Consider the following 22543-nt stretch of genomic DNA (forward strand, 5'->3'; position numbering starts at 1 on the left):
GTCCATTTAGCTGGCGCGCTTCATTCCCATTACGCGGGCGCGGGCCCGTGGGTCGCTGTCAAACAAGGCCGCCAATTGTTCGGTCATCGCACCGGCCAATTGTTCGACATCTGTAATTGTCACGGCACGCTCGTAATAGCGGGTAACGTCATGGCCGATGCCCACGGCAATCAGTTCCACCGCGCGGCGCTTTTCGACCATGGCGATCACGTCGCGCAGGTGTTTTTCCAAGTAATTCGCGGGGTTAACGGATAGGGTTGAATCGTCCACTGGGGCGCCGTCCGAGATGACCATCAGAATTTTGCGCGCTTCGGGGCGGCCGATCATCCGCTTGTGCGCCCATTCCAGTGCTTCGCCGTCGATGTTCTCTTTCAGCAAGCCCTCTTTCATCATCAAACCCAGATTGTCGCGGGACCGGCGCCATGGGGCGTCGGCGGATTTGTAGATAATGTGGCGCAGGTCGTTCAACCGGCCCGGTTGCTGGCTGCGGCCATCCGCCAGCCAACCTTCGCGGCTAAGCCCGCCTTTCCAGGCGCGGGTGGTGAAGCCCAGAATTTCGGTCTTCACCTGACACCGCTCCAAGGTGCGGGCCAGAACATCGGCGCAAATCGCGGCAATAGAGATCGGGCGTCCGCGCATCGAGCCGGAGTTGTCAATCAGCAAGGTCACGCAGGTGTCGCGGAACTCCATGTCCTTTTCCTGCTTAAAGGAGAGGGGGGTCGTCGGGCTGACGACGACCCGCGCCAATCGGCCCGCGTCCAAAATGCCTTCCTCAAGGTCGAACTCCCATGAGCGGCTTTGTTGGGCCTGCAGGCGGCGTTGCAGCTTGTTGGCCAGCCGTGACACAGCCCCCTTCAAGGGGTCTAGCTGCTGGTCCAGATAGGCGCGCAGGCGCTCCAACTCGGCGGGCTCGGCCAAGTCTTCGGCGCGGATCACCTCGTCATGCTCCGTGGAAAACACCTCGTAATTCGGGTCCGCGTCGGAATGCGGGGCAGGCGGCGGCGGGTCCATTGGTGCCTCGCCTTCGGGCAGTTCTGCCTCGTCGCCCATCTCGGCGTCGGCCATATCGTCAAGCTGCACCGTCGCGGAGGATGCGTCGTCTTGTTGTTCTTGGCTTTGCTCGGCGGAGGCATCTTCGTCCTCTGCGTTGTCTTCCTTGTCAGGGTTGGCGTTGTCGTCGGGCTCTTGGTCTTGCTGATCTTCCGAGGCCTCGTCTTCTTGGTCCTCATTGATGTCGTCGGGGTCTTCACCCAATTGGTCGCCATAGCCCAAATCATCGATGATCTGGCGTGCAAATTTTGCAAAACTGGCCTGATCCGACAATACGTCTTGCAAGTTTTCCAATGTACCGCCTGCGGCCCCTTCGATGAAATCTTTCCAAAGGTTCATCACATTGGTCGCATCTGCGGGCAGCGCGCGGCCTGTGGCCAAATGGCGGATCAGATAGCCTGCGGCGACGGACAAGGGGGCTTGGCTGGCCTCGGTGACTTGGCCGTAGCCCTTGCGTTCCGCTTCCGCGCCGATTTTGGCGTCAATGTTGCCAGCTGTGCCGGGCATGGCGCGTGCGCCCATGGCTTCGCAGCGCGCGGTTTCCATCGCATCATAGAGTTCACGCGCCATGTTGCCTTGCGGCAGGTAGCGGTTGGCGGTGGTGTCGTTGTGGAACCGGCGGCGCAACGCATAGGCATCCGCCGTGCCGCGTGCCAACATCACCTCGTCGCGGGTCATGCGGCGCGTCACTTGCGGCAAGCGCATTTGATCGTTGGTCATCCCCGGAGGATCAACCGTGAAGGCCACCCCCAAATCAGGGTCGTTGGCCAGCGTTTTGGTCGCCTCAGCCAGCGCCTTTTTGAACGGATCGGCAGGGTTGTCGTTTGGCTTATTCATGCTCAGATCCCCTGTGCGTGCGCGTTCAAACTACTGCGCCCACTAGCAATGTCAAAAAGTACTCCGACGTGCACATCCAATGCGTCAAACACTGGGTAGCCTGGGTCGTTGTTGTCGAAGGCGAGATTCAGATCGGTTCCAGCAAGAACCACTGCGTCTGCACCTTGTTGGTCTATCATTTCACGCCCAGCGGCAAAAAAGCGGTCGCGCTGCGTATCTGTGCAAACACCTGTTACAGCGACGTCGCGGTAGGTGGCCCCCAAATCGTTAAGGTCTTCATTCGGAGCAACGGCTTCAAGGTCGGTCAATTGACCGTAAAGCTTCGTTCGCATGACGACTTCGGTGCCCAATAAACCAATTCGTTTCAGGCCCTTACCCGTAAAGAAGTTGTCTAAGGGGGCTACAGCGCTGATCAGCGGCAGGGACGACATTGGTACCGTCTCGTCAAAGCAATAATGACCACCTAAAGATGTGATCGCGACGCAATCCGCACCGGCAGCTTTTAGACTGTCGATGTGTCGTGCGTATATCTTTGCTTGGGACGCACGGTCGTCTGCGAGATTGTTCTTTATAAGGTCTTGCACGCTGGCATGAGCAATCGTGATGTCGATATGCTCACCAGCTTTTCGCGCAAGGTCCGTCAGACGTTGGTAATATACTACGGTGGCCGCAGGTCCGATACCGCCGATCAATCCTATATGCATCTACCACCCTCCTGAGGATTTACCCCAAGCTCACACTTGCAGCGCTCTCTGGCAGTTCCTCGTCAAAGCAACGTTGGTAGAACTCGGCCACGGTTTCGCGCTCCAATTCGTCGCATTTGTTCAGGAACGACAGGCGGAAGGCGTAGCCCACATCGTTGAAGATCAACGCGTTTTGCGCCCATGCGATGACGGTCCGTGGCGACATCAATGTCGACAGATCGCCGTTCATGAAGGCGGTGCGGGTCAGGTCGGCGACGGTCACCATGCGCTCGACGGTTTTGCGGCGCTCTTCGGTGTTGTAGTAGGGGTTCTTCGCCAAAACGATGGCGGATTCCGCCCCGTGGGACAGGTAGTTCAGCGTCGTGACCAGCGACCAGCGGTCCATCTGGCCTTGGTTGATCTGCTGGGTCCCGTGGTACAGCCCCGTGGTGTCGCCCAAGCCAACGGTGTTCGCCGTCGCGAAGATGCGGAAGTTGGGGTGCGGGTTGATCACTTTGTTCTGGTCCAGAAGCGTCAGCTTGCCGTCCACTTCCAAAACGCGCTGGATCACGAACATCACGTCAGCGCGGCCGGCGTCATATTCATCAAACACAATCGCGGTGGGGTTGCGAAGGGCCCAAGGCAAAATGCCTTCTTGGAACTCAGTTACCTGCACACCGTCTTTCAGCTTGATGGCGTCCTTACCAATCAGATCAATACGGCTGATGTGGCTATCAAGGTTCACGCGCACGCACGGCCAGTTCAGCCGCGAGGCGACTTGTTCGATGTGCGTGGATTTGCCCGTGCCGTGGTAGCCTTGGATCATCACGCGGCGGTTGTGGGTGAAGCCTGCAAGGATCGCGAGGGTGGTGTCGCGGTCAAACTTATAGGTGCTGTCGAGTTCAGGAACGCGGTCTGTCCGGTCGGCAAAGCCCTTGACCTTCATATCGCTGTCTATGCCAAAAACTTCCCGAACCGAGATGTCCTCGGTTGGTTTTGCACTCAAATCAATACTGCCGTCAGCCATGTCTACGTTCCCTCAGAATATCACCCACGAGATGCCTCAATTTCTGCTTAAGGGCAAGCACTACGCCCGTGATTGAAATGAATTCGCGAGGAGGTTGCGCAGGCCGGTCATTAAGCGACCGCCCGCGCGATTAAGTCTTTGTGCTTTGGGTCAGCCGGAAAAGTTGCGGCTGTCCTTGAGTTGATCCCATGCCCAGACAACTTGCTGCAGCTGCTCCTCGTCGGTGCGGTTGCCGCCGTTCATATCAGGGTGCAGCTCCTTGATCAGGGCTTTGTACTTCTTGCGCAAATCAGGCTTGCTCATGTGAACGGTGCCTTCCAGAATTTCCAGCGCCTTTCGCTCCATCGCGGGCAGTTTGCGCCCAGCCCCATTGGGGTTTCGGCCTGGATTGCGGGTTGCGTTTTCGCCCAGAACGGCCATCGGATCATCCACGCCAAGACGGGACCATGCGCGCTGCTCCTCCCCTTTCTTCAAGGGCTTGGTCGGGCGTTCCCAGACTTTGTCCGCAGACATCTGGCGTTCCATTTCTTCTTGGGTGTGGGTCTCGAAGAAGTTCCACTTCAGGTTGTACTCGCGCACGTGGGTCTGGCAAAACCAGTAAAAGTCATCCAGCACATCCGGCGACTTCGGGGCGCGATATTTGCCCGGCTCCTCGCAATCCGGGGCTTCACAGGTGCGCTGAGATGTCTCAACTGCACCAGACATTCCACGACGCCCTTTTGCGCGACGCGCTTTGTCGGTTTTCGCTGAAATATCGAACTCAAATGGATCAAACGGAGGACGCGCCATGACTTAACCTTTTAGACTCGGAGAAGACACTTTAGAGTTTTGAGCCGTAAGGTGAAGAGCAGTTTGGAAAAAATATGGGTATAAAAGATCAGATTGGCGATAAATTGCAAACGGCCTTCGCGCCGACGCGCCTAGAGGTAATAGATGACAGTGAAAGTCACCGCGGACATGCAGGGTTTCAAGAGGGCGGCGAGAGCCATTTCAACGTGGTGATCCGCGCTGCAATTTTTGCTGATATGTCGCGCATTCAACGCCACCGCGCTGTTCACGCGGCGCTAGGGCCGGACTTGATCGGTAAAATTCACGCCTTGGCCTTGGACCTTGCAGAGTAGTCCATTAGGCAGAGTTAATTGCGATTTGTTTCGCAAGTTTTGATCTAAAAGGGGTCATATGTTGATGTTGAAATCTACGCCGATTTTCGTAATCGCGTGTTGTTTTGCAAATTTGATCTCGCTGTTTGCTGCGGCGTTTCTTGCGACCGCCCTCATGCCGGCGGATTTGCTAAATCAATTGTTTTTGGTAGTGCCGGTCTTCTTGGCGGTCGCATCCGCCTTGGTGTGGTTGCTTGTAAGAATGTCGCAAGGGAAAACATGGCGGCCGATGACGCAGGGCCGTTTTGACCAAGCTTTTGGCAAAGTCGTGCTTGGCGTGGTGGCCTTAAATACTTGTATTTTTGCAGCCGGCTTTTGGGCCGTCTTCTCAGACGTCACCACCCTAAGCGAGACGCTGTTTGCTGGATGCACTTTGATGGCAATTGGCTTCTCGTTCCTGCGCGCCAAGCACTGGGCCGCCGAAGGTTAGACGAAGAGCAAGTGCGCCCGCGCAGGGATGCGGGTCAGTCGTTGCGCTGTTCTGGGGTGGCCTCATCGATAAAGCCTTCTGCGGCGGGGCCGTCGGCTCTGGTGAAGACAGGTTCGGCACGCTCAACGGGGGGCTCGGGGGCGGCGTCTTCGGTCTCGACAGGCGCCGCAACGGCGGGGGCTACTGACTCCGGCGTCTCGACCTCAGCCGAAATTTCGCGGCGAAAGATCAACATGGAGTGGTATTTGATCGTCTTGCCAGTAAGCCCTTGGCGTTCTTCGCAAGGCAGGGTTTCGGCGCGAAAATACTCCCAACCCTCGGCGGCCATCTCGTTCATCACGAGGCTGATGGTGTTGGCGAACTTGGCTTCTACGCCTTTGATCTTGCGCGCAGATTTTCCTTTGCGCGGCGCTGGCACCACTTGGTATTCATATTGTGTCATGGTGCGTTCCCCCTGCTGTCGGTAGGTGGGGTGTTACAAAAGCCCCGCTTCCGAGTCCAGTCAAAGCAGGGAGGCAAGGCTAAATTGGTGCGATGTCGCCACTGGCCTGCGTACGCAGCCGTCACGCGACGCTAACCTTCTCGCGCTAAACCTCGACGCCGGTACCGACAAAGACATCTGAAACACGCGGCAGTTCGTATAAGGGCTGCCAGCTGTTTCGCGAAACACTGGCCGCTGGGGGGGAACCCTTGGGGGATCCGCATGGCTTGGGCTGTCTGCCTTTGGTGGCGCCACCTTTTCGCGCAAACATCAGCGAGACGCTTTCCCCCGCCACGGTATTGACCCCGTGAGCGGGTGGGGGTGTTTTCTGATCTGCTTCGTCAGTTGAACATACTGAAGCCACAATGATTTGGCTGTATGAACCCACACAGAGTTAGGCTGGTTTATTGAGGCGAATTTGATGGGATTGAAGCTTTTAGCTGCGGCATTGTTGGTTCTAGGGTGTAGTCAGCAAGCTCTTGCCGATCGTGCGGATGATGTGAAGTTTGTTATGCAAAGATTCACTGCTAACAATTTCTTGGAGGACTATCGCGACCATTTTGTTCTCGCATATGTGGACGTCTATGCGAACATGCTGCGAAAACGATCCATCAAAGTCTTAGACCGCGAAGGTTTCGCACGACTGCTTCCAGCGTCTTTAGCCGACGAGCAGGTCGCTTTGCACCGAACATCTGTTGAGAAACAGTGCTTGAACAAGTTCTCCGACGAAGAAGTGTCGAAACTTGCACAAACTTTCAAGAAATATCCCGAAGACACCAACGCGTCTCAAACAATTCCCGATGAAGACGGACTAGTTCTAAAAGCGATGTTATCGGTGAATTTGTGCGCTCTTTTTGGAAGTGGCACTATAGTTGATCACATGAAACAAAATGGGGAACGGCCCCCAACTGCCTATCTTCCTAAAATACTAGGGGACAGGAGTATTGTTTCTTTTCCAAACCGTATTGCACAGCAGTCGGCTATCGCTGAGTTTAGTAAGAAAAAATAGCAATTGACCGGTGCGATGTAACGAACCCTTTGTGGGAAAGGGGGCGGCGTGGCTTGCTGGGGGGAGGAATTGCTCGCGCAGCCAGAGTAACTAGCGAGCAGCAGTCAGTTACCCCCCCAACTTCTTCGCCACCAATTCGTTCACGGCCTTCGGGTTGGCTTTGCCACCCGTGGCTTTCATCACCTGACCCACGAACCAGCCTGCCAGTTTCGGGTTGGCTTGCGCCTTCTCGACCTGCGCGGGGTTGGCGCTAATGATTTCGTCCAAGGCGGCTTCGATGGCGCCTGTGTCGGTGACCTGCTTCATGCCGCGGGCTTCCACGATCTCGGTTGGATCGCCACCTTCGGAGTAGACGATTTCGAACAGCTCTTTCGCGATCTTGCCGGAAATTGCGTCCGATGCGATCAGGTCGATGATACCGCCCAATTGGGCAGGGGACACGGGGCTATCGCCGATGGCTTTATCGTCGTCCTTTTTCAGGCGGCCGAACAGCTCGTTGATCACCCAGTTGGCGGCCATCTTGCCGTCGCGCCCTTTGGCGACCTCTTCGAAATAAGCCGCATCAGCGGTGTCTGCGGTCAGAACCGAGCTGTCATAATCCGACAGGCCGAATTCTTCCATGAAGCGCAGGCGCTTGGCGTCCGGCAGCTCTGGCAGTTTCGCGGCCAACTCGTCGACCCAAGCTTGCTCAATCTCTAAGGGCAACAGGTCGGGGTCGGGGAAGTAGCGGTAGTCATGTGCTTCTTCCTTAGACCGCATGGAGCGCGTCTCGCCCTTGTCCGGATCATAAAGGCGGGTTTCTTGGTCCACCGTGCCGCCCCCTTCAACGATGGCGATCTGGCGTTTCGCCTCGACCTCAATCGCCTGCTGGATAAAGCGCAGGGAGTTCATGTTTTTGATCTCGCAGCGGGTGCCCAGATGCGAAAAATCACCGGTCTCTTGGTATTTCTCATATTGGCCCGGCGCGCAGATCGACACGTTCACATCGGCCCGCATGGAGCCGTTTTGCATGTTGCCGTCACAGGTTCCCAAGTAACGCATGATCTGGCGCAATTTGCTGACATAGGCCGCTGCTTCTTCGGGGCCACGGATGTCGGGCATGGAGACGATCTCCATCAGCGCCACGCCTGTGCGGTTCAGGTCAACGAAGGACATGGTCGGGTCCATATCGTGGATGGATTTACCCGCGTCCTGCTCTAGGTGGATACGTTCGATGCGCACGGTGCGCGCAACACCCGACCCCAGTTCAACCAGCACTTCGCCGATCCCCACAATCGGGTGGTAAAGCTGCGAGATTTGGTAGCCTTGCGGCAGGTCAGGGTAGAAGTAGTTCTTGCGATCAAAGGCGGAGTAAAGGTTGATGTCGGCCTTCAACCCCAAGCCTGTGCGCACGGCCTGCGCCACGCATTCCTCGTTGATCACCGGCAACATACCCGGCATGCCCGCATCCACAAAGGCCACGTTGGCATTGGGTTCTGCGCCGAATTTTGTAGAGGCCCCTGAAAACAACTTGGCGTTGCTTGATACCTGTGCGTGCACCTCAAGGCCAATCACCAATTCCCAATCTTGCTTTGCACCAGCAATAACTTTGGGCTTCGGGGTCTCATAGGTCAAATCAAGCATGGGGGATCTCCACTAGGTCGAGTGCGTTCTAGTGAGATTTTGTGGGTCGGGCAAGGTGCCAAAGCCCCGCGCGACCGCTTTGTTTTTTCAATTTGAAACCAGCTCAATGTTGAATTCACGGGGGCAGTCGCCCGAACTTGGGCGAATTGTTGCGATCCCATGCACAACCCAACGGCAGAAGGGACATAAATGTTGCCAGTATGGTTAATCTCTGGTCTGTATGCCCGCCATGCGCTGCCACGCACTCATAATTGCCGCCCTTTTTGCGGCCAGCCCTGCCTTTGCGCAGGAGCAAAGCGCCGATGACACGGCGGTTGCTGTCGCGGCATCCCTAAGCGTTGCCACATCAGAGCTGCGGCGCCCCATTCCCAGAGACGATCATATCCCGACCGCTCGCTGGGATTTCCGTCCCGAAGGCCGCCTTTGGACCCGCACCACGCTGGAGGCCTTAAAGGGGCACGGATTGCCGCTTTTGACCATGGTGCCGCGCGACATGGCCGATTGGTGCCCCGCCTATGAGACCAACGGTTTGGACAAGCGGGCGGAGTTCTGGAACGGGTTCCTCAGTGCTTTGGCCAAGCATGAAAGCACATGGAAACCCCGCGCGGTGGGCGGCGGGGGGCTCTGGTACGGGTTGACCCAAATACTGCCCGGAACGGCACGCGGCTATAAATGCCGCGTCGACACGGGGGAGGCGCTAAAGAACGGCTCGGCAAACCTCAGCTGCGCCGTGCGGATCATGGCCGTCACCGTCAAACGCGACAATGCGGTGGCCCGCAAGGCCAATGGAAAATTGGGCGGGGTCGGGGCCGATTGGGGGCCGATGACCAAAGCGGCCAAACGCAAGGAAATGGCTGGTTGGCTGCGCAAGCAAAGCTATTGCAAGCCGCTGGGATCGATAAAGCCGCGCCAAAGGCCTCGGCAGGTCACCCAGCTTCTGCCGTTGGAACAGCGCCTTTCGGACATCAAACCGGTAACACGCCCCGCGGTTGACTGACCTTTTCCTTGCGCCACGCAGGTGTTTGGGGGAAACGAGGACTCATTCAAGCCCCGTATTCGCGGGGCGCCATTCACCAATAGGATCACATCTAATGCCTTTTATCGAATTGGTCGCCGTACTGGCGGTTCTTCAGTATTTGTACTTCGGCTATTTGGTCGGCGGACAACGCCGCGACAGCGGCCTTAAGGGTCCGGCGGTTTCGGGCCACGACGGATTTGAACGCGCCTACCGCGTCCAGATGAACACTTTGGAGTGCCTCATTGCCTTCTTGCCGATGCTGTTTATCGCTGGCACCTATTGGTCTGCGCTTCTCGTGGCCCCAATCGGTGTGGTGTATTTGGTCGGGCGCATGTTGTTCTGGCGCGCCTATATGACGGACCCGTCCAGCCGTGGGTTGGGGTTCATGCTGTCGTTCTACCCAATTGCGGCCTTGTTGCTGATGGCAGCCGCCGGTGCGGTTATGGGACTATTTGCATAATGCAATGACCTGTCAGGCCTGTTTGCCACGCCACATGATGAACAGGCCCGACAGCACGATTAACCCTGATCCAAAGATCATCGGCGGCGTTAGGGTTTCCCCGAAGAACACCAAGCCGATCCCAATGCCAAAGAGCAGACGGGTGTAGCGAAATGGCGTCACAGCAGAGACTTCGCCGCTGCGCATGGCCTTCATCAGGCAGCTATAGGCGGCGACACCTGCAAGAATGGCCCCCGACAGATAAAACCCGCTAATGGGGTCCGGCGCCACAAAGGGATGACCCTGCCACAAGGCGAATGCGCCGCCAGCAAAGGCCAAAGACAAAAAGCCGTACAGCCCAAGGATCGACGTGCCAAGTGCTGCGGGGGCGGCTCTGCTGGCAAGGTCGCGACCGGCAAACCCCAGCATTCCCAGAACCGCCAAAACAGAAAGCCCAGAGAAGCTTTCCGCACCGGGTTGCAAGATGACCAAAACGCCGACAAGCCCGATCCCAATCGCCAGCCATCTGCGCCAGCCGACGCGTTCTCCAAACAGCAAAGCGGCCCCAGCAACCACCACCAGCGGCGTGGCTTGCAAAATGACGGTCGCCGACGCGAGCGGGGTCAGCGCCAATGCTAGAACATAAAACAACCGCCCGACAATTTCGAAGCAAACGCGCAGCCGCATAGGGCGCGAAATGACATCGCGGGTATAGAGCGGCTCCTTGAACCAAAGAGCGGTGGCCGCAAAAAGGGCCGCGCCCCCCAGCCCGAAGATCAACATGGTTTGCCCGACCGGCATGCTGGTGGTGGCCGCCTTTACCATGGCGTCCTCAATGGCGAATAAGGCCATCGCGGCCACCATGAACAGGCTGCCAACCAAATTGTGCCGTGGGGAGGACGCCGCCCGCAATGCGCCCAAAATTCTAGCGGCCGCCTGTCACGTCAAGCGTGGTGCCGGTGACATAGCTTGCGCCCTCGCTCATCAGATAGACAATCGCATGGGCGCATTCTTCGGCGTCGCCTGCGCGCTTCATTGGCACGGTTTGCGCAAGATCATCACAGCGGTCGGGAAGGCCTCCCTTGGCGTGAATCGCGGTTTCGATCAGGCCAGGGCGGATGGCGGCCACGCGCACGCCGTCTGCGGCGACCTCGTCGCTCAGACCCTTGGTGAAGATGTCGATGCCGGCCTTGGTGGCGGCGTAATCTACATATTGGTTCGCCGATCCCAAACGCGCCGCCGCCGAGCTGGTGTTGATGATCACGCCGCCGTCGCCGCCGTAGGCTTTGGACATGCGCAAAACACCTTGTTGCGCGACCAAAATGGCCCCGATCAAGTTCACATCCACCATGCGGCGCAGGCGCTCATAGGACATTTCTTCGACGCGCGACGCCACATCGACGATGCCCGCGTTGTTCACCAGCGCGTCCATCTGGGGGAAGGCCGCGTCGAATTCCTCGAAGATGCGTTCCACATCTTCGGGCCTGGACACATCGCCCTTGAACAGATGGGTAATCGCCCCTTCTTGTTCGCACATTTGCGCCACGAGCTGCGCGCCCTTTAGGTCGCTGTTGTAGTGAATGCCAATGTCATACCCGCTTTTGGACGCCAGAAGGGCCGTGGCGGCGCCAATGCCGGAGCTGGCTCCGGTGATCAGAACGGTTTTGGTTTTACGCGCCATTTGGGGTCTCTTTCAGGGTCACAGGTTGAAGATCAGTTTGATGTCAGCGAGGGCATCGCGTTGGCGATCGGACAAGCCGCCCCCAGAGGCGCCAATGGCACCCAGCACTTGCATCAACGGGGCCAGTTGTTCCGCGCCTCGCAGTTTATACAATTTGCGCGACAATCGCGAGACACATTGCTCGGGCCCGCCGCATTCATTCATCAGCCAACGTCCTAGGATCGTCAGTTCTTCGGCGTCCTCAAGGGTCACATGGGTGGCGCTTTGCATCTCACGGGTCATGGCGATGCGGGCCTCTTGCGTGGGCAGGCTGTCCATCTCCAAGAAGGCGACGGCAATGCCGCCAATGGCAACCTTGGGGTCGTCGATGTCCTCGGCGGGGTGGCGATTGGCATTGCGTTTGAAGCCAAAACGGCGCGCCGCAAGGCGCACTTCTGTGGCGGCTTCGATCAGGTCACGGCCGGAATTAATCGGGCCACGACTGCGAATGTAATAGTAGATGGCGGCACCTATGGCACCGAGAATGGCTAAAATGACTGGCATGAGGTCTACTCGCTAATGTGTTGTTAACCCTATATAGAGCTGAATTTGACCGAACTATGACCGATCAGGCATTTAATATTCGGGTCACCATTTCTGTCAGGTCACCGCTGAGGTTCGGCGCGGCCTTGATCCGCTCCAGCGCCTCTCGCATCATGCCTTGGCGGTCCGCATCATACCGCGTCCACGTCTCAAAGGCCGTAGACATGCGGGCGGCGGTTTGCGGGTTCTTGCTGTCCAGTTTGATCAGCCAGTCGGCCATCAACGCGTAGCCCGCGCCATTGGGCGCATGGAACCCTGCCGTATTGCCGGCAAGCGCACCAAAGACCGCACGAAAGCGGTTGGGGTTGGTGAGCGCGAAGTCGCGATGCTGGGTCAAGGCCTCTGCCACTTTGGGCGCCGCCTCCAGCTTGGCATAGCCCACCTGCATGGCAAACCACTTGTCGATCACCAGACGGTCGTCCTTCCATTGCGCATAGAAGGCTTGGTTTTGTGCATCGCCCACTTCCGCGCGCAGCAGGCAGCCCAAAGCAGACAATTGCTGGGTCATGTTATTTGCATCTGCGAATTGTTTTGCCGCTTGCGCCCCGCCGTCGAGCCGCGACAACATGGCAAGCGCCGCGTTGCCCCAAGCCCGCTTGTCCGCATCCTTGGAGCGGGAGCTATAGGGCCCTTCGACCTGCATCTCGGCATAGATGCGCGGAAGCAGGTCCTGCATGGCCTGTGCGATGGACAGGTTGAAAGTTTGAGCCGCAAGATAAATCTTGCTGGGGTCGGGGGTGAGCCCGCCGTCGACCAAAGCCTGTGCGATGTCGTCTTGCGATGGGCCGGAGAAGACCAACGCCTTAAAGCCGGGGTCAAGCCTGTCGTCGCGGGCCACGGCCAGCAGCGCATCCAGATAGGCCTGATCAGGGGCGGCGTCCTCGGTCACCATGCGGATCAAAACGTCGCGCGCCAAGGCGCGGCCCGCTTCCCATTTGTTGAACGGGTCGGTGTCTTTGGCGAGCAGGAAAGCGCGCTCCGTGTTGGACTGATCGCGGTCCAGTATGATCGGGGCAGAGAACCCGCGATTGATCGACGCGATGGGCTTCGACTGCAATCCGGTGAAGCGGAAGGCGTGCACCGCGTCGGTGACCTCGCAAATGCGGGTCGCCTGAACCTCTTCGCCTGCCTCATTGAGCAAGCCCACGGCAATCGGGATGACGCGCGGGTCTTTGGTATCCTGTCCCGGTGTGGGTGGGGTCATTTGCGTGAAGGTCAGCGTGTAAGTGCCGTCCTTCCAAGCATCTTTGACGGAAACGCGCGGGGTGCCGGCTTGGGAATACCACAGCGCAAATTGTGCCAGATCGCGGCCGGTGACCTCTTCGAAACAGGCCAGCCAATCTTCAATGGTGCAGGCCTCGCCGTCGTGGCGCGTGAAGTAGAGATCGCAGCCTTTGTAATAGGCCTCATTCCCGATCAGGGTTTTGAGCATGCCGATGACCTCGGCGCCTTTCTCGTAGACGGTGGCGGTGTAGAAGTTGTTGATCTCCACAAAGCTATCAGGGCGCACCGGATGGGCCAGCGGGCCGTTGTCTTCGCGGAACTGGCGGGCGCGCAGTTGCAAAACATCGGCGATGCGCTCTACCGCGTGGCCGCGGGTGTCGCCCGAAAATTGCTGATCGCGGAAGACCGTCAGCCCCTCTTTCAGGCACAGCTGGAACCAATCACGGCAGGTGATGCGGTTGCCGGTCCAATTGTGGAAATACTCATGCGCGATGATCGTCTCGATCCGGTGGAAGTTGCCATCGGTGGAGGTGTCGGGGGACGCCAGAACAGCGGAGGAGTTGAAGATATTCAGCCCCTTGTTTTCCATTGCCCCCATGTTGAAGTCATCGACGGCGACGATGTTGAACAAATCCAGATCATACTCGCGGCCATAGACATCTTCGTCCCATTTCATCGAGCGCTTCAACGCGTCCATGCCGAAGGGGGTTTTGTGCAAATCGCCATCGCGCACATAGATGTTCAGATCGACCACGCGGCCCGACTGGGTGGTGAAAGTATCGTGCAGATTGACCAGATCCCCCGCCACAAGGGCGAACAAATAGGCCGGCTTCGGCCATGGGTCATGCCATTTTCCATCCCCCAAGTCGTTGCCATTGGACAGTTTTACCTTCTCGCGCCCCTCGATGGTGACAGAGAAGACGGCCATCACATCGGGGCGGTCGGGGTAATAGGTGATCTTGCGAAACCCTTCGGCCTCGCATTGGGTGCAATACATGCCATTGGACATATAGAGCCCTTCGAGGGCGGTATTGGTCGAGGGGCTGATCTCCACCTCGGCCTCAAAGATGAACGGGGCGTCAGGGGCAAGGGCGGTGAGCCCCAAGTCGGTCAGTTTCGCCTGCGCATCAACGCCGTCAATCGTCGCCGAGATCAGTTTCAGCTTCTCGCCATGAAGGTAGAAGGTGCGGTCCTTGGCGTCAGGGTTGGGCCGAAAGGCGATGCGTGACTTCACGCGGGTTTCCGTCGGATGCAGGGTGAAATGCAAGTCGACACTGTCCACCAGATAGGCGGGCGGCGTGTAATCTTTCAGGTAGATTGTACGCGGGTCGATCGAGGCTGCGGCATCCTTCATGGGGTGGTCCTTCTGGTGTATCCGCGGGGACCGTAGGAGACCACCAAGCGGCGTGCAACCGGATTTGATCGCAGGGGTCGAGGGAGCCGAGACGCGCGCGATGGCGGTCGCGGAATTGCTGGTTTCAGCGCGGGTTCAAAAGGCGAATATCCGCCGTTGGATTGCCCTGTTCAAATGCAAGACCTCTGCCATTTCGCCCGCTCCATTCGCCCACCAGCCCGCAGCTACCGCGCACAGTAGATCGCCCCGTGTTTCCCGGTGTTCCCCCGTATACTCCCGTATTCAATGTGTCGCCGCCAAAGCCTAACTTGAGGCCAAAGAGGTGGTTTGAAACCTTTGCCGCAGGTTCGTCAATGCAGGTGATTTGGCAGGTCATTGCCCTGCCTCCAATTGGTAGAATTTGCAGGCCGTCCCGCCAAAGATGGCGTCGCGTTCCGAGGGGGAGCGCCCTTCAAGCAATTGGGCCGAGACGCCGCGCCACGCTGCATAGTCACCAACCAAATTCAAGACGGGCCAATCGCTGCCCCACATAAGGCGGTCCGCCCCGAAGTGGCGAACAACATGGTCAACGACCGGTTGCAACGGGGCCGCGGACCACTCTGGGCCTGCCTCATTTGCGAGGCCCGAGATTTTGCACCAGACGTTTGGTTGCTCTGCCAGCTGTGCCATGCCGCTGCGCCAAAGATCTCCGGCATCCGCGCCACCAGAGATCACCGGCTTGGCGCAGTGATCGACCACGATTTGCAAATCGGGCAGGGCGCGCGCGACCTGCGCCATGACCTGCAGATGGCGCGGCTGGATCAACGCGTCCAGTCTCAGACCGCGGGTGGCCATGGCGGCAAGGTTCACACCTACCGCGGGGGATAAAATCCAGTCGGTCTTTTCGATGTCTTGCAGCGTCAGGCGCAGGCCCTTGAGCTTCGGCGACGTTTGTAGCCGGTCGAAGACATGCGGGGCGTCTGTGGCCTCCAAATCGACCCAGCCGACGACCCCTTTGATAAAGTCGCAAGTCTCGGCAAGCCCCAACAAAAACTCTGTTTCTGCCACGCTGGCCGCCGCCTGCACCACGACGGTGCCAGTGATGCCATGTTTGGCCAAATGAGGGGCGAGGTCCTGTGGCAGGATGTCGTGGCGAATGTCGGCGACCTCATCCGTCATCCAGTCATAGTCGCCACGAGAAATTTGCCAAAAATGGTGATGCGCGTCGATTTGGATGGATGTGGGCATGCGGGGTCCTTTGAAGGCTGGCTTGACCTGTTGTGTTTTGTATAATTAAAAACAAATCAGGTAAAGCGACGAAGCTTCCCTTTCGTGCAGCAGAACAGGACATAGCGTGCAGGCCACCCCGATACTTCAGTTCGGCACCAGCCGGTTCCTTCAGGCGCATGCCGATTTATTCGTGTCGCAAGCAATGGCGCAGGGCCAGAACGTGGGGCCGATCACCGTGGTGCAAAGTTCCGGTGACGCTGCGCGACACAGCCGCCTTGCGGGGTTGGTTGGCTCCTATCCCGTGCGCATTGAAGGAAGGGCAGACGGCGTAAGCCTCCAAGAGGCGCTACAGGTGAACAGCGTAACCCGCACCCTGTCGACCGCGACTGACTGGCCCGAGGTCTGTCGGGTGTTCGCGCAGGAGGCGGAGATCGTTTTGTCCAACACCGGCGACAGCGGATACGCGCCGCAAGAGGGCGACGGCGGCGCAGGTTTTGAGCAACATATGTCTTACCCCGCCAAGCTTACCCTATTGTTGCGCCACCGGTTTGCCCATGGGGCCGCCTCGATCCAGATCATGCCGATGGAGCTGATTGCCGATAATGGCGCCGTCCTGAAGCGCCGTGTTCTGGACTTGGCGGGGCAGGATGACCCCGCCCTTCGCGCCTATCTTTGCGAGCAGGTCATATGGGTAAATTCGCTGGTTGACCGGATTGTGTCTCAGCCCTTGGAGCCAGCCGGAGCCGTGGCAGAGCCCTATGCGTTATGGGCGATTGAGGATCAGCCGAACCTCGCCGTTCCTTGCGCGCATCCTGCGGTTCAGGTTGTCCCATCCTTGGCGCGGATTGAGGCGCTCAAACTCTTCGTGCTGAATCTGGGTCACAGCGTCTTTGCCGACCGGTGGTTGGGCCGGCAAAAGCAGGGGCAGGGGCAGGAGCAAGGGCAAGCGGATGTCTATGTGCGCCAGTTGATGGAGGATCCGGTCGAAGTCGGCGCGTTGAAGGCCGTCTTGCAAGACGAAGTCAGGCCGGCCTTTGTGGCCGCCGGTCTTGAAGCCGAGATCGATCCCTATATCGCCACCACCCTTGAGCGGTTTGCCAACCCCTATTTGGATCAAAAAATCGCCGACATCGCGCAAAACCACCCTCAAAAGGTTGACCGCAGGATTGCGGCCCTGCTGGAATGGGCCGCACGGCATGGGGACGTCTCAGACAAACCGGTTTTGTCGAGCATCGTCGAGCGTCACAAGGATCAAGCGCCATGACGATCGCGACCAAGCCTGTCGGGACGACCGACCTGCGTGTGACCCATCTTTCCTTGGGGGGCTCCAGCTTTGGCAACATGGGGCAGGTGGTTGACGCAGCTCAGGTCGCGGCGGTGATCGAGCATGCGTGGGCGGCGGGCATTCGCTACTTCGACACGGCCCCCCATTACGGGCGCGGCCTGTCCGAGCAACGGATAGGCAAGATACTGCGACAGAAATCCAGAGACGATTATGTGCTGTCCTCCAAAGTGGGGCGGGTGCTTTTTGCGGGGCCACCGATGGAGGAGGCGGATGGCTTCTTGCAGCCCTTGCCGAATGCGGTGCGCTACGACTATTCGGGCGACGGCATCCTAGAGAGCTTCGAAGGCAGCTGTGACCGCTTGGGGACCTCGCGGATCGACATCGTCTTTGCCCATGATATTGGGGCCTACACCCATGGCGCAGAACAGAACCTGCACCATATGGACGATTTTCTGGGCTCCGGCGTCAAAGCACTACGCGATTTGAAGCAGGCAGGCCGGATCGGAGCCTTTGGGCTGGGTGTCAATGAAGTTCAAGTTTGCATCGATGTGATGAAGCAAGTGCCGCTTGATGTGATTTTATTGGCAGGGCGCCTCACATTGCTGGACCGCGAGGCAGAGGCGGATTTGCTGGGGTTATGCGCGCAACAACAGACCTCGTTGGTGCTGGGGGGGATTTTGAACTCGGGCATCCTTGCGACAGGGCCTGTCCCATCGGCAAGCTTTGACTATGCACCGGCCCCCGAGCACATCTTGCAGCGCGTTGATCTATTGCAAAAACAGGCCGAGTCCGTGGGAATGACGCTGGTTCAGGCGGCCTTGCAATTTGCGGCACGGCATCCGGCGGCCTGCTCGGTTTTGTTGGGGACGGGGAAATTGCGCTCCTTGAAGCGGAACTTGGAGATTATCGACGCCCCCCTGTCGCCAGAGGCACTGGCCTTTGTGACCTCCTGAACTTGTCGCCATATTGGTAAGGAATTGTTACCAAGCTTGTTGCCTATCGGAAACTTTCTGCCTAAGTAGCGAAGAGTACACCTTGGCGCATGTCGCCCGTTGAGAGGGATTTTCGATGACCAATAGCTCCGTTACACGTGTTGAAAAGCATGGGTTGCAAGTAGATAGCCGTCTGGCTGACTTTGTTGAAACACAGGCCTTGCAGGGGACCGGCGTGCCGGCGGATGACTTCTGGAAGGGGTTTTCCGACGTGGTGCATGAGCTGGGGCCGAAGAACAGGGCGTTGCTGGAGACCCGCGAGACCCTTCAAGGCCAGATCGACGCGTGGCACCTCGACAGGCGGGGACAGCCCCACGACCACGCGGCCTATAAGGCCTTCTTGACGAAGATCGGATATCTGCTGCCAGAAGGCGAAGACTTTCAAATCGAGACCGCGAATGTTGACCCAGAGATCGCCTCTGTTCCTGGACCGCAACTGGTGGTTCCGATCACCAATGCGCGCTATGCGTTGAACGCGGCGAACGCACGCTGGGGCAGCTTGTATGACGGCTTTTACGGCACGGACGCCATGGGGACGCCTGCTCCTCGGGGAGGTTATGACAAGGGGCGCGGTGCGCGTGTTGTCGCCAAGGCGCGGGTGTTCCTAGACGAGGCCTTCCCGCTGCAAGGCGCCAGCCACGCCGACGCGCGGCGCTATCACATCAACGGCGGCGCGCTGTTGGTGGACGACCTTCCGTTGGCCGACCCATCAAAATTCGTGGGATATAAAGGCCCGTCCAAAGCCCCGCATGCGGTCTTGTTGCGCAACAACGGGCTGCATGTGGAGCTGGTGTTCGACCGGACGCATCCCATAGGCAGTCACGACCAAGCGGGGCTGGCGGATGTGCGGCTGGAAAGCGCCGTCTCCGCGATTATGGATTGCGAGGATTCCGTGGCCTGCGTGGATGCAGAAGACAAGGTGCAGGCCTATTCCAACTGGCTGGGTTTGATGCGTGGCAACTTGGAGGAAGCGGTTGAGAAGGGCGGCAAGACCATCACCCGCAGGCTGTCAGACGATCTGACGTTTACCGCCCCCGATGGCAAAGAGCTGGTCGTGAAGGGCCGCGCGTTGATGCTGGTGCGCAATGTCGGGCACCTGATGACCAACCCCGCGGTGCTGGACCGCGACGGCCGCGAAGCCTTTGAGGGCCTGATGGATGCGATGGTCACCACGCTGATTGCAATGCATGATCTGCAAAAGACCGAAGGGCTGCGCAACTCGCATAAAGGCTCTGTCTATGTGGTGAAGCCAAAGATGCACGGGCCGCAGGAAGTGGCCTTCGCTGATGAGATATTCACCCGCGTCGAGGCCATTCTGGGCCTGCCTGAGAATACCGTGAAGCTTGGCATTATGGATGAGGAACGGCGCACCTCGGTGAATCTGAAGCAATGCATCTATGCGGCCAAGTCCCGCGTGGCATTTATCAACACGGGCTTTTTGGACCGCACGGGCGACGAGATACATACCTCGATGGAGGCCGGACCGTTTTCGCGCAAGGATTTCATCAAGCGCAAGGCGTGGATCGGCGGATACGAGAACCGGAATGTCGACATCGGCTTGGAATGTGGCCTGTCGGGGCGGGCGCAGATTGGCAAGGGCATGTGGGCCATGCCCGACCTGATGGGCGCGATGCTGGAGCAAAAGGGAGAGCATCCGAAATCCGGCGCGAATTGCGCATGGGTTCCATCCCCGACCGCCGCAACCCTGCACGCGCTCCACTACCACAAGGTCGATGTGTTCAGCGTGCAAGACAAGCTGAAGGCTGGCGGGCGTCGTGCCCATGTCGAGACCATTTTGGACATCCCGTTGGCGACCTACCGGATGTGGTCCGAAGAAGAAATCATGCGGGAGGTGGAGAACAACGCCCAAGGCATCCTTGGCTATGTGGTGCGTTGGATCGACCAAGGGGTTGGGTGCTCCAAGGTGCCGGATATGAACGACGTGGGCTTGATGGAGGACCGTGCGACCTGCCGGATTTCCTCGCAAGCCTTGGCGAATTGGCTGCACCACGAAGTCGTCTCTCGGGAGGCGGTTATGGGTGCCATGCGCAAAATGGCTGCTGTGGTGGACGCGCAAAATGCCGACGACGCGCACTATGTGCCTATGGCCCCGAACTTCGACGGGATCGCGTTCCAAGCCTGTTGCGATCTTGTGTTCAAAGGCCGCCTGCAGCCCTCTGGCTACACCGAACCGGTGCTACATGCCCGACGGCTAGAGCGCAAAGCCAGCCAGTAACATACCTTTAAACCTATACTCGGGAGGCCTGACATGGCTGGAATTTCGTTAAACAAAGCCCGCACCATCGTGCGCAAATCCATCGCCAAAGGACAAGACTTAGGGTTGAAGCCCTTGTCGGTGGTGGTGTTGGACGCTGGCGGCCATGTGCAGGCGTTTGAGCGCTCGGATGGCGCAGCGCCTGGACGTTTCGACATTGCGCGCGGCAAGGCCTATGGCGCGGTTATGCTGGGGATGTCCGGATCGGCCCAGATGGCACGCGCCGAGCAGCAGGCATATTTCATGAATGCGGTGAACGGCGTGTTCGGAGGGGCCGTTGTGCCGGTCCCTGGTGGGGTGCTGCTACGCGACAAAAAGGGCGCGGTCATCGGGGCCGTTGGCGTCACGGGCGACACCTCCGACAATGACGCTATCGCCGCTTTGGCAGGGATAGAAGCCGCCGGATTAATCGGCGAAGCCTAGGCTGCCGCGACGGAAGATGCCCAATTTATGAACCATTTAACTCCACGCAGGTATTCTGTGCGCCCAGAGCCTATCTATAGGATGGGACTTCGACTAAAAGGTCTGTGCAGACTAGGTGGAGAAGAATGTTTATGGCGCGTCCGGTTATTGGGATCATTGGAAACTCTCATCTGATCAATGACGAATACCCTGCACATGTGGCGGGAATGATGAATTGTCAGGCGGTTGCGGAAGTTTCCGACGCCTTGCCACTGATCATCCCGAGCTGCCCGACACTTGCGGATGTCAACGACCTGTTAGAGACCTGCGACGGCTTTTTGTTCACGGGCGGGCGCCCGAATGTTCACCCAGAAGAATACGGGGAGGCCGAGACTGATGCGCATGGGGCCTTTGACCGCTCTCGCGACCGTGTTGCCCTGCCGCTCATTCGTGCCTGCGTCGAGCGCGGCCAGCCGATCCTAGGGGTGTGTCGCGGATTTCAAGAGGTCAATGTGGCCATGGGCGGAACGCTCTATCCCGAGATCCGCGACTTGCCCGGGCGCATGAACCACCGCATGCCACCTGATGGCACCTTGGAGGAAAAGTTCGAGCTGCGCCACGCAGTGACCTTCACCGAGAACGGCCCGTTTCACCAGCTAATGGGGGCACAAGAGGTGATGACCAACACGCTGCATGGCCAAGGGATCAAGCAAGCTGGCGACCGTGTGGTCATTGACGGGCGCGCGCCGGATGGCACGCCGGAAGCGATATACATTCAAGACGCGCCAGGCTTCAGCCTGTCTGTTCAATGGCATCCGGAGTATCGCGCGGCGCAAGACCCCGTCTCGCGGCCCTTGTTCAAAGCCTTTGGCGAGGCGGTGCAGGCATGGGCCGCGCAAAAGCGCCCGCAGGCCTTGAAATCGGCCTAGGCCGTTAGGACTTCGCTGACCTTCAAGGCGCGCATTTGATTGCCATCGACCTTTAGTTTTCCGGTCATAACTGCGGTGATGGGGTTTTGTGTGCCGTCCAGAATGGCACGAAACACCGCCTCGGACGCCCTGAGGGTGACATCGGTCTCGGCGTCTGACTGTACTGCCCCGTCTTGCGACAAAACCACCGATCCTTCCCCCGTGACCACAAGTTTGGCGGTGCCCTTGATGGCCCCTTTGGCTTTCTCGTGGAGCAGGGTGGTGAGGGCATCTAGGGGCGTAGGCATGGGGGCTCCGATAAACATTAAGCGAAAGGGTCCCGCTGTTTTGACGTGCCGCGCCGCCCCAGAGCAAGACAGACGTGGCGTCACCATGCGCCTTGCTGCTCACCCGCTAAATAGTGGGAAAACCAATCAGGAAAGGCCTTGGCTTGGAACGGGCAAGTTTGAGCACGCCAAAGCTGGCGGCACGTGGGGGCGTGGCAAAACAACCGGTTAGCCGTGAGATATGCGCAGAGCGCATGACGGGAATACGTGTTTTGCCAGATGTCATGGCAGTTTGGTTGACCTAAGTTCAAGGCAACACACAGAACATGAAGGACTGTCAAAATGAAAATCGAAGAAACAACTGCAATCGATCTTGTTGCCATCGATCTGGAAGCCCGCCGTTTGCGTGCGCAATATGTCGCTGCGTTTTTCGCATCTGCTCGCACTTGGGTTGCCTCGAAGCTTTCCACACCGGTTTTGTCCAACACCAAAGCTGCATAAACACGCATTTAGGCCGGTTGACGGCCTGATTTGTTTGATTGAAATCCCGGTCTCGCCTTCAAAGCGAACCGGGATTTTCTCATTTT

At 58.4% G+C, this 22543-nt stretch carries 25 protein-coding genes; 12 read left to right on the plus strand and 13 right to left on the minus strand.

Going from position 1 to position 22543, the window contains the following annotated elements:
- Positions 1 to 6: 6 nt before the first annotated feature.
- The 4 genes from cobT to Q0746_RS14585 form a co-directional block, all read right to left on the minus strand.
- Positions 7 to 1887 carry a cobaltochelatase subunit CobT gene (cobT, locus tag Q0746_RS14570; protein WP_298261548.1) on the minus strand — a complete coding sequence of 627 codons (1881 nt, stop codon included), beginning with the start codon at positions 1885 to 1887 and terminating at the stop codon, positions 7 to 9.
- 2 nt (positions 1888 to 1889) lie between these two features.
- On the minus strand, positions 1890 to 2591 hold the full coding sequence (locus tag Q0746_RS14575) for an aspartate/glutamate racemase family protein (RefSeq protein WP_298261552.1): 702 nt from the start codon (positions 2589 to 2591) through the stop codon (positions 1890 to 1892).
- A 19-nt stretch (positions 2592 to 2610) separates the two neighbouring features.
- Entirely contained in the window at positions 2611 to 3597 is a 987-nt protein-coding gene (cobS, locus tag Q0746_RS14580; protein ID WP_298261554.1) for a cobaltochelatase subunit CobS, read from the minus strand.
- 150 nt (positions 3598 to 3747) lie between these two features.
- A complete protein-coding gene (locus tag Q0746_RS14585; RefSeq protein WP_298261557.1) occupies positions 3748 to 4386 on the minus strand; it encodes a J domain-containing protein in 639 nt (212 codons plus the stop codon).
- A 74-nt stretch (positions 4387 to 4460) separates the two neighbouring features.
- Here Q0746_RS14585 and Q0746_RS14590 point away from each other — a divergent pair, with 74 nt between their 5' ends.
- Both Q0746_RS14590 and Q0746_RS14595 read left to right on the plus strand, forming a co-directional pair.
- Positions 4461 to 4718: a BolA family protein gene (locus Q0746_RS14590; RefSeq protein WP_298261559.1), complete on the plus strand. Its 258-nt coding sequence runs from the start codon at positions 4461 to 4463 to the stop codon at positions 4716 to 4718.
- Positions 4719 to 4782: 64 nt separating this feature from the next.
- A complete protein-coding gene (locus Q0746_RS14595) occupies positions 4783 to 5187 on the plus strand; it encodes a hypothetical protein (protein ID WP_298261561.1) in 405 nt (134 codons plus the stop codon).
- Between the two features lie 34 nt (positions 5188 to 5221).
- Here the strand turns inward: Q0746_RS14595 and Q0746_RS14600 are convergent, their stop codons facing one another.
- Positions 5222 to 5629, minus strand: a complete 408-nt coding sequence (locus Q0746_RS14600; RefSeq protein ID WP_298261563.1) for a DUF4177 domain-containing protein — start codon at positions 5627 to 5629, stop codon at positions 5222 to 5224.
- A 460-nt stretch (positions 5630 to 6089) separates the two neighbouring features.
- Here Q0746_RS14600 and Q0746_RS14605 point away from each other — a divergent pair, with 460 nt between their 5' ends.
- Complete coding sequence (locus Q0746_RS14605; RefSeq protein ID WP_298261565.1) at positions 6090 to 6677, plus strand: hypothetical protein; 588 nt, start codon at positions 6090 to 6092, stop codon at positions 6675 to 6677.
- A gap of 108 nt (positions 6678 to 6785) precedes the next feature.
- On the opposite strand, the gene gatB is transcribed toward Q0746_RS14605, so the two are convergent.
- A complete protein-coding gene (gatB, locus tag Q0746_RS14610) occupies positions 6786 to 8300 on the minus strand; it encodes an Asp-tRNA(Asn)/Glu-tRNA(Gln) amidotransferase subunit GatB (protein ID WP_298261567.1) in 1515 nt (504 codons plus the stop codon).
- A gap of 229 nt (positions 8301 to 8529) precedes the next feature.
- Between gatB and Q0746_RS14615 the strand changes: the two genes are divergently transcribed.
- Positions 8530 to 9297 (plus strand): transglycosylase SLT domain-containing protein, encoded by a 768-nt coding sequence (locus Q0746_RS14615; protein WP_298261569.1) that lies wholly within the window; start codon positions 8530 to 8532, stop codon positions 9295 to 9297.
- 94 nt (positions 9298 to 9391) lie between these two features.
- Positions 9392 to 9778, plus strand: coding sequence for an MAPEG family protein (locus Q0746_RS14620; RefSeq protein ID WP_298261570.1), 387 nt, complete (start codon positions 9392 to 9394; stop codon positions 9776 to 9778).
- Between the two features lie 12 nt (positions 9779 to 9790).
- On the opposite strand, the gene Q0746_RS14625 is transcribed toward Q0746_RS14620, so the two are convergent.
- The 6 genes from Q0746_RS14625 to Q0746_RS14650 form a co-directional block, all read right to left on the minus strand.
- A complete protein-coding gene (locus tag Q0746_RS14625; protein ID WP_298262146.1) occupies positions 9791 to 10621 on the minus strand; it encodes a DMT family transporter in 831 nt (276 codons plus the stop codon).
- A gap of 61 nt (positions 10622 to 10682) precedes the next feature.
- Complete coding sequence (locus Q0746_RS14630; protein ID WP_298261572.1) at positions 10683 to 11438, minus strand: SDR family oxidoreductase; 756 nt, start codon at positions 11436 to 11438, stop codon at positions 10683 to 10685.
- Positions 11439 to 11456: 18 nt separating this feature from the next.
- Positions 11457 to 11981, minus strand: a complete 525-nt coding sequence (locus Q0746_RS14635) for a hypothetical protein (RefSeq protein ID WP_298261573.1) — start codon at positions 11979 to 11981, stop codon at positions 11457 to 11459.
- A gap of 64 nt (positions 11982 to 12045) precedes the next feature.
- A complete protein-coding gene (gene pepN / locus Q0746_RS14640) occupies positions 12046 to 14598 on the minus strand; it encodes an aminopeptidase N (protein ID WP_298261575.1) in 2553 nt (850 codons plus the stop codon).
- Positions 14599 to 14722: 124 nt separating this feature from the next.
- On the minus strand, positions 14723 to 14974 hold the full coding sequence (locus Q0746_RS14645) for a hypothetical protein (RefSeq protein ID WP_298261576.1): 252 nt from the start codon (positions 14972 to 14974) through the stop codon (positions 14723 to 14725).
- Positions 14971 to 15825 (minus strand): amidohydrolase family protein, encoded by an 855-nt coding sequence (locus Q0746_RS14650; RefSeq protein ID WP_298261578.1) that lies wholly within the window; start codon positions 15823 to 15825, stop codon positions 14971 to 14973. The genes Q0746_RS14645 and Q0746_RS14650 overlap by 4 nt, the downstream gene beginning before the upstream one ends.
- A gap of 106 nt (positions 15826 to 15931) precedes the next feature.
- Here Q0746_RS14650 and Q0746_RS14655 point away from each other — a divergent pair, with 106 nt between their 5' ends.
- The 5 genes from Q0746_RS14655 (at position 15932) to Q0746_RS14675 (ending at position 21690) form a co-directional block, all read left to right on the plus strand.
- Positions 15932 to 17071, plus strand: coding sequence for a mannitol dehydrogenase family protein (locus Q0746_RS14655; protein WP_298261580.1), 1140 nt, complete (start codon positions 15932 to 15934; stop codon positions 17069 to 17071).
- Positions 17068 to 18045, plus strand: a complete 978-nt coding sequence (locus Q0746_RS14660) for an aldo/keto reductase (protein WP_298261582.1) — start codon at positions 17068 to 17070, stop codon at positions 18043 to 18045. The genes Q0746_RS14655 and Q0746_RS14660 overlap by 4 nt, the downstream gene beginning before the upstream one ends.
- Positions 18046 to 18160: 115 nt before the next feature.
- Positions 18161 to 20320: a malate synthase G gene (locus Q0746_RS14665; RefSeq protein ID WP_298261584.1), complete on the plus strand. Its 2160-nt coding sequence runs from the start codon at positions 18161 to 18163 to the stop codon at positions 20318 to 20320.
- A 33-nt stretch (positions 20321 to 20353) separates the two neighbouring features.
- The gene (locus tag Q0746_RS14670) at positions 20354 to 20782 is read left to right on the plus strand and encodes a heme-binding protein (protein ID WP_298261586.1); all 429 of its coding nucleotides are present in this window, start codon (positions 20354 to 20356) and stop codon (positions 20780 to 20782) included.
- Positions 20783 to 20913: 131 nt separating this feature from the next.
- Positions 20914 to 21690, plus strand: coding sequence for a gamma-glutamyl-gamma-aminobutyrate hydrolase family protein (locus tag Q0746_RS14675; RefSeq protein ID WP_298262147.1), 777 nt, complete (start codon positions 20914 to 20916; stop codon positions 21688 to 21690).
- Here the strand turns inward: Q0746_RS14675 and Q0746_RS14680 are convergent.
- Positions 21687 to 21977 carry an SCP2 sterol-binding domain-containing protein gene (locus Q0746_RS14680; protein WP_298261588.1) on the minus strand — a complete coding sequence of 97 codons (291 nt, stop codon included), beginning with the start codon at positions 21975 to 21977 and terminating at the stop codon, positions 21687 to 21689. The genes Q0746_RS14675 and Q0746_RS14680 overlap by 4 nt on opposite strands.
- 158 nt (positions 21978 to 22135) lie before the next feature.
- Here Q0746_RS14680 and Q0746_RS14685 point away from each other — a divergent pair, with 158 nt between their 5' ends.
- Positions 22136 to 22261, plus strand: a complete 126-nt coding sequence (locus tag Q0746_RS14685; RefSeq protein WP_298261590.1) for a hypothetical protein — start codon at positions 22136 to 22138, stop codon at positions 22259 to 22261.
- A 37-nt stretch (positions 22262 to 22298) separates the two neighbouring features.
- Positions 22299 to 22457 carry an RSP_7527 family protein gene (locus tag Q0746_RS14690; RefSeq protein WP_298261592.1) on the plus strand — a complete coding sequence of 53 codons (159 nt, stop codon included), beginning with the start codon at positions 22299 to 22301 and terminating at the stop codon, positions 22455 to 22457.
- Positions 22458 to 22543 lie beyond the last annotated feature (86 nt).

Source organism: uncultured Litoreibacter sp. (assembly GCF_947487515.1).
GTDB lineage: Bacteria > Pseudomonadota > Alphaproteobacteria > Rhodobacterales > Rhodobacteraceae > Litoreibacter.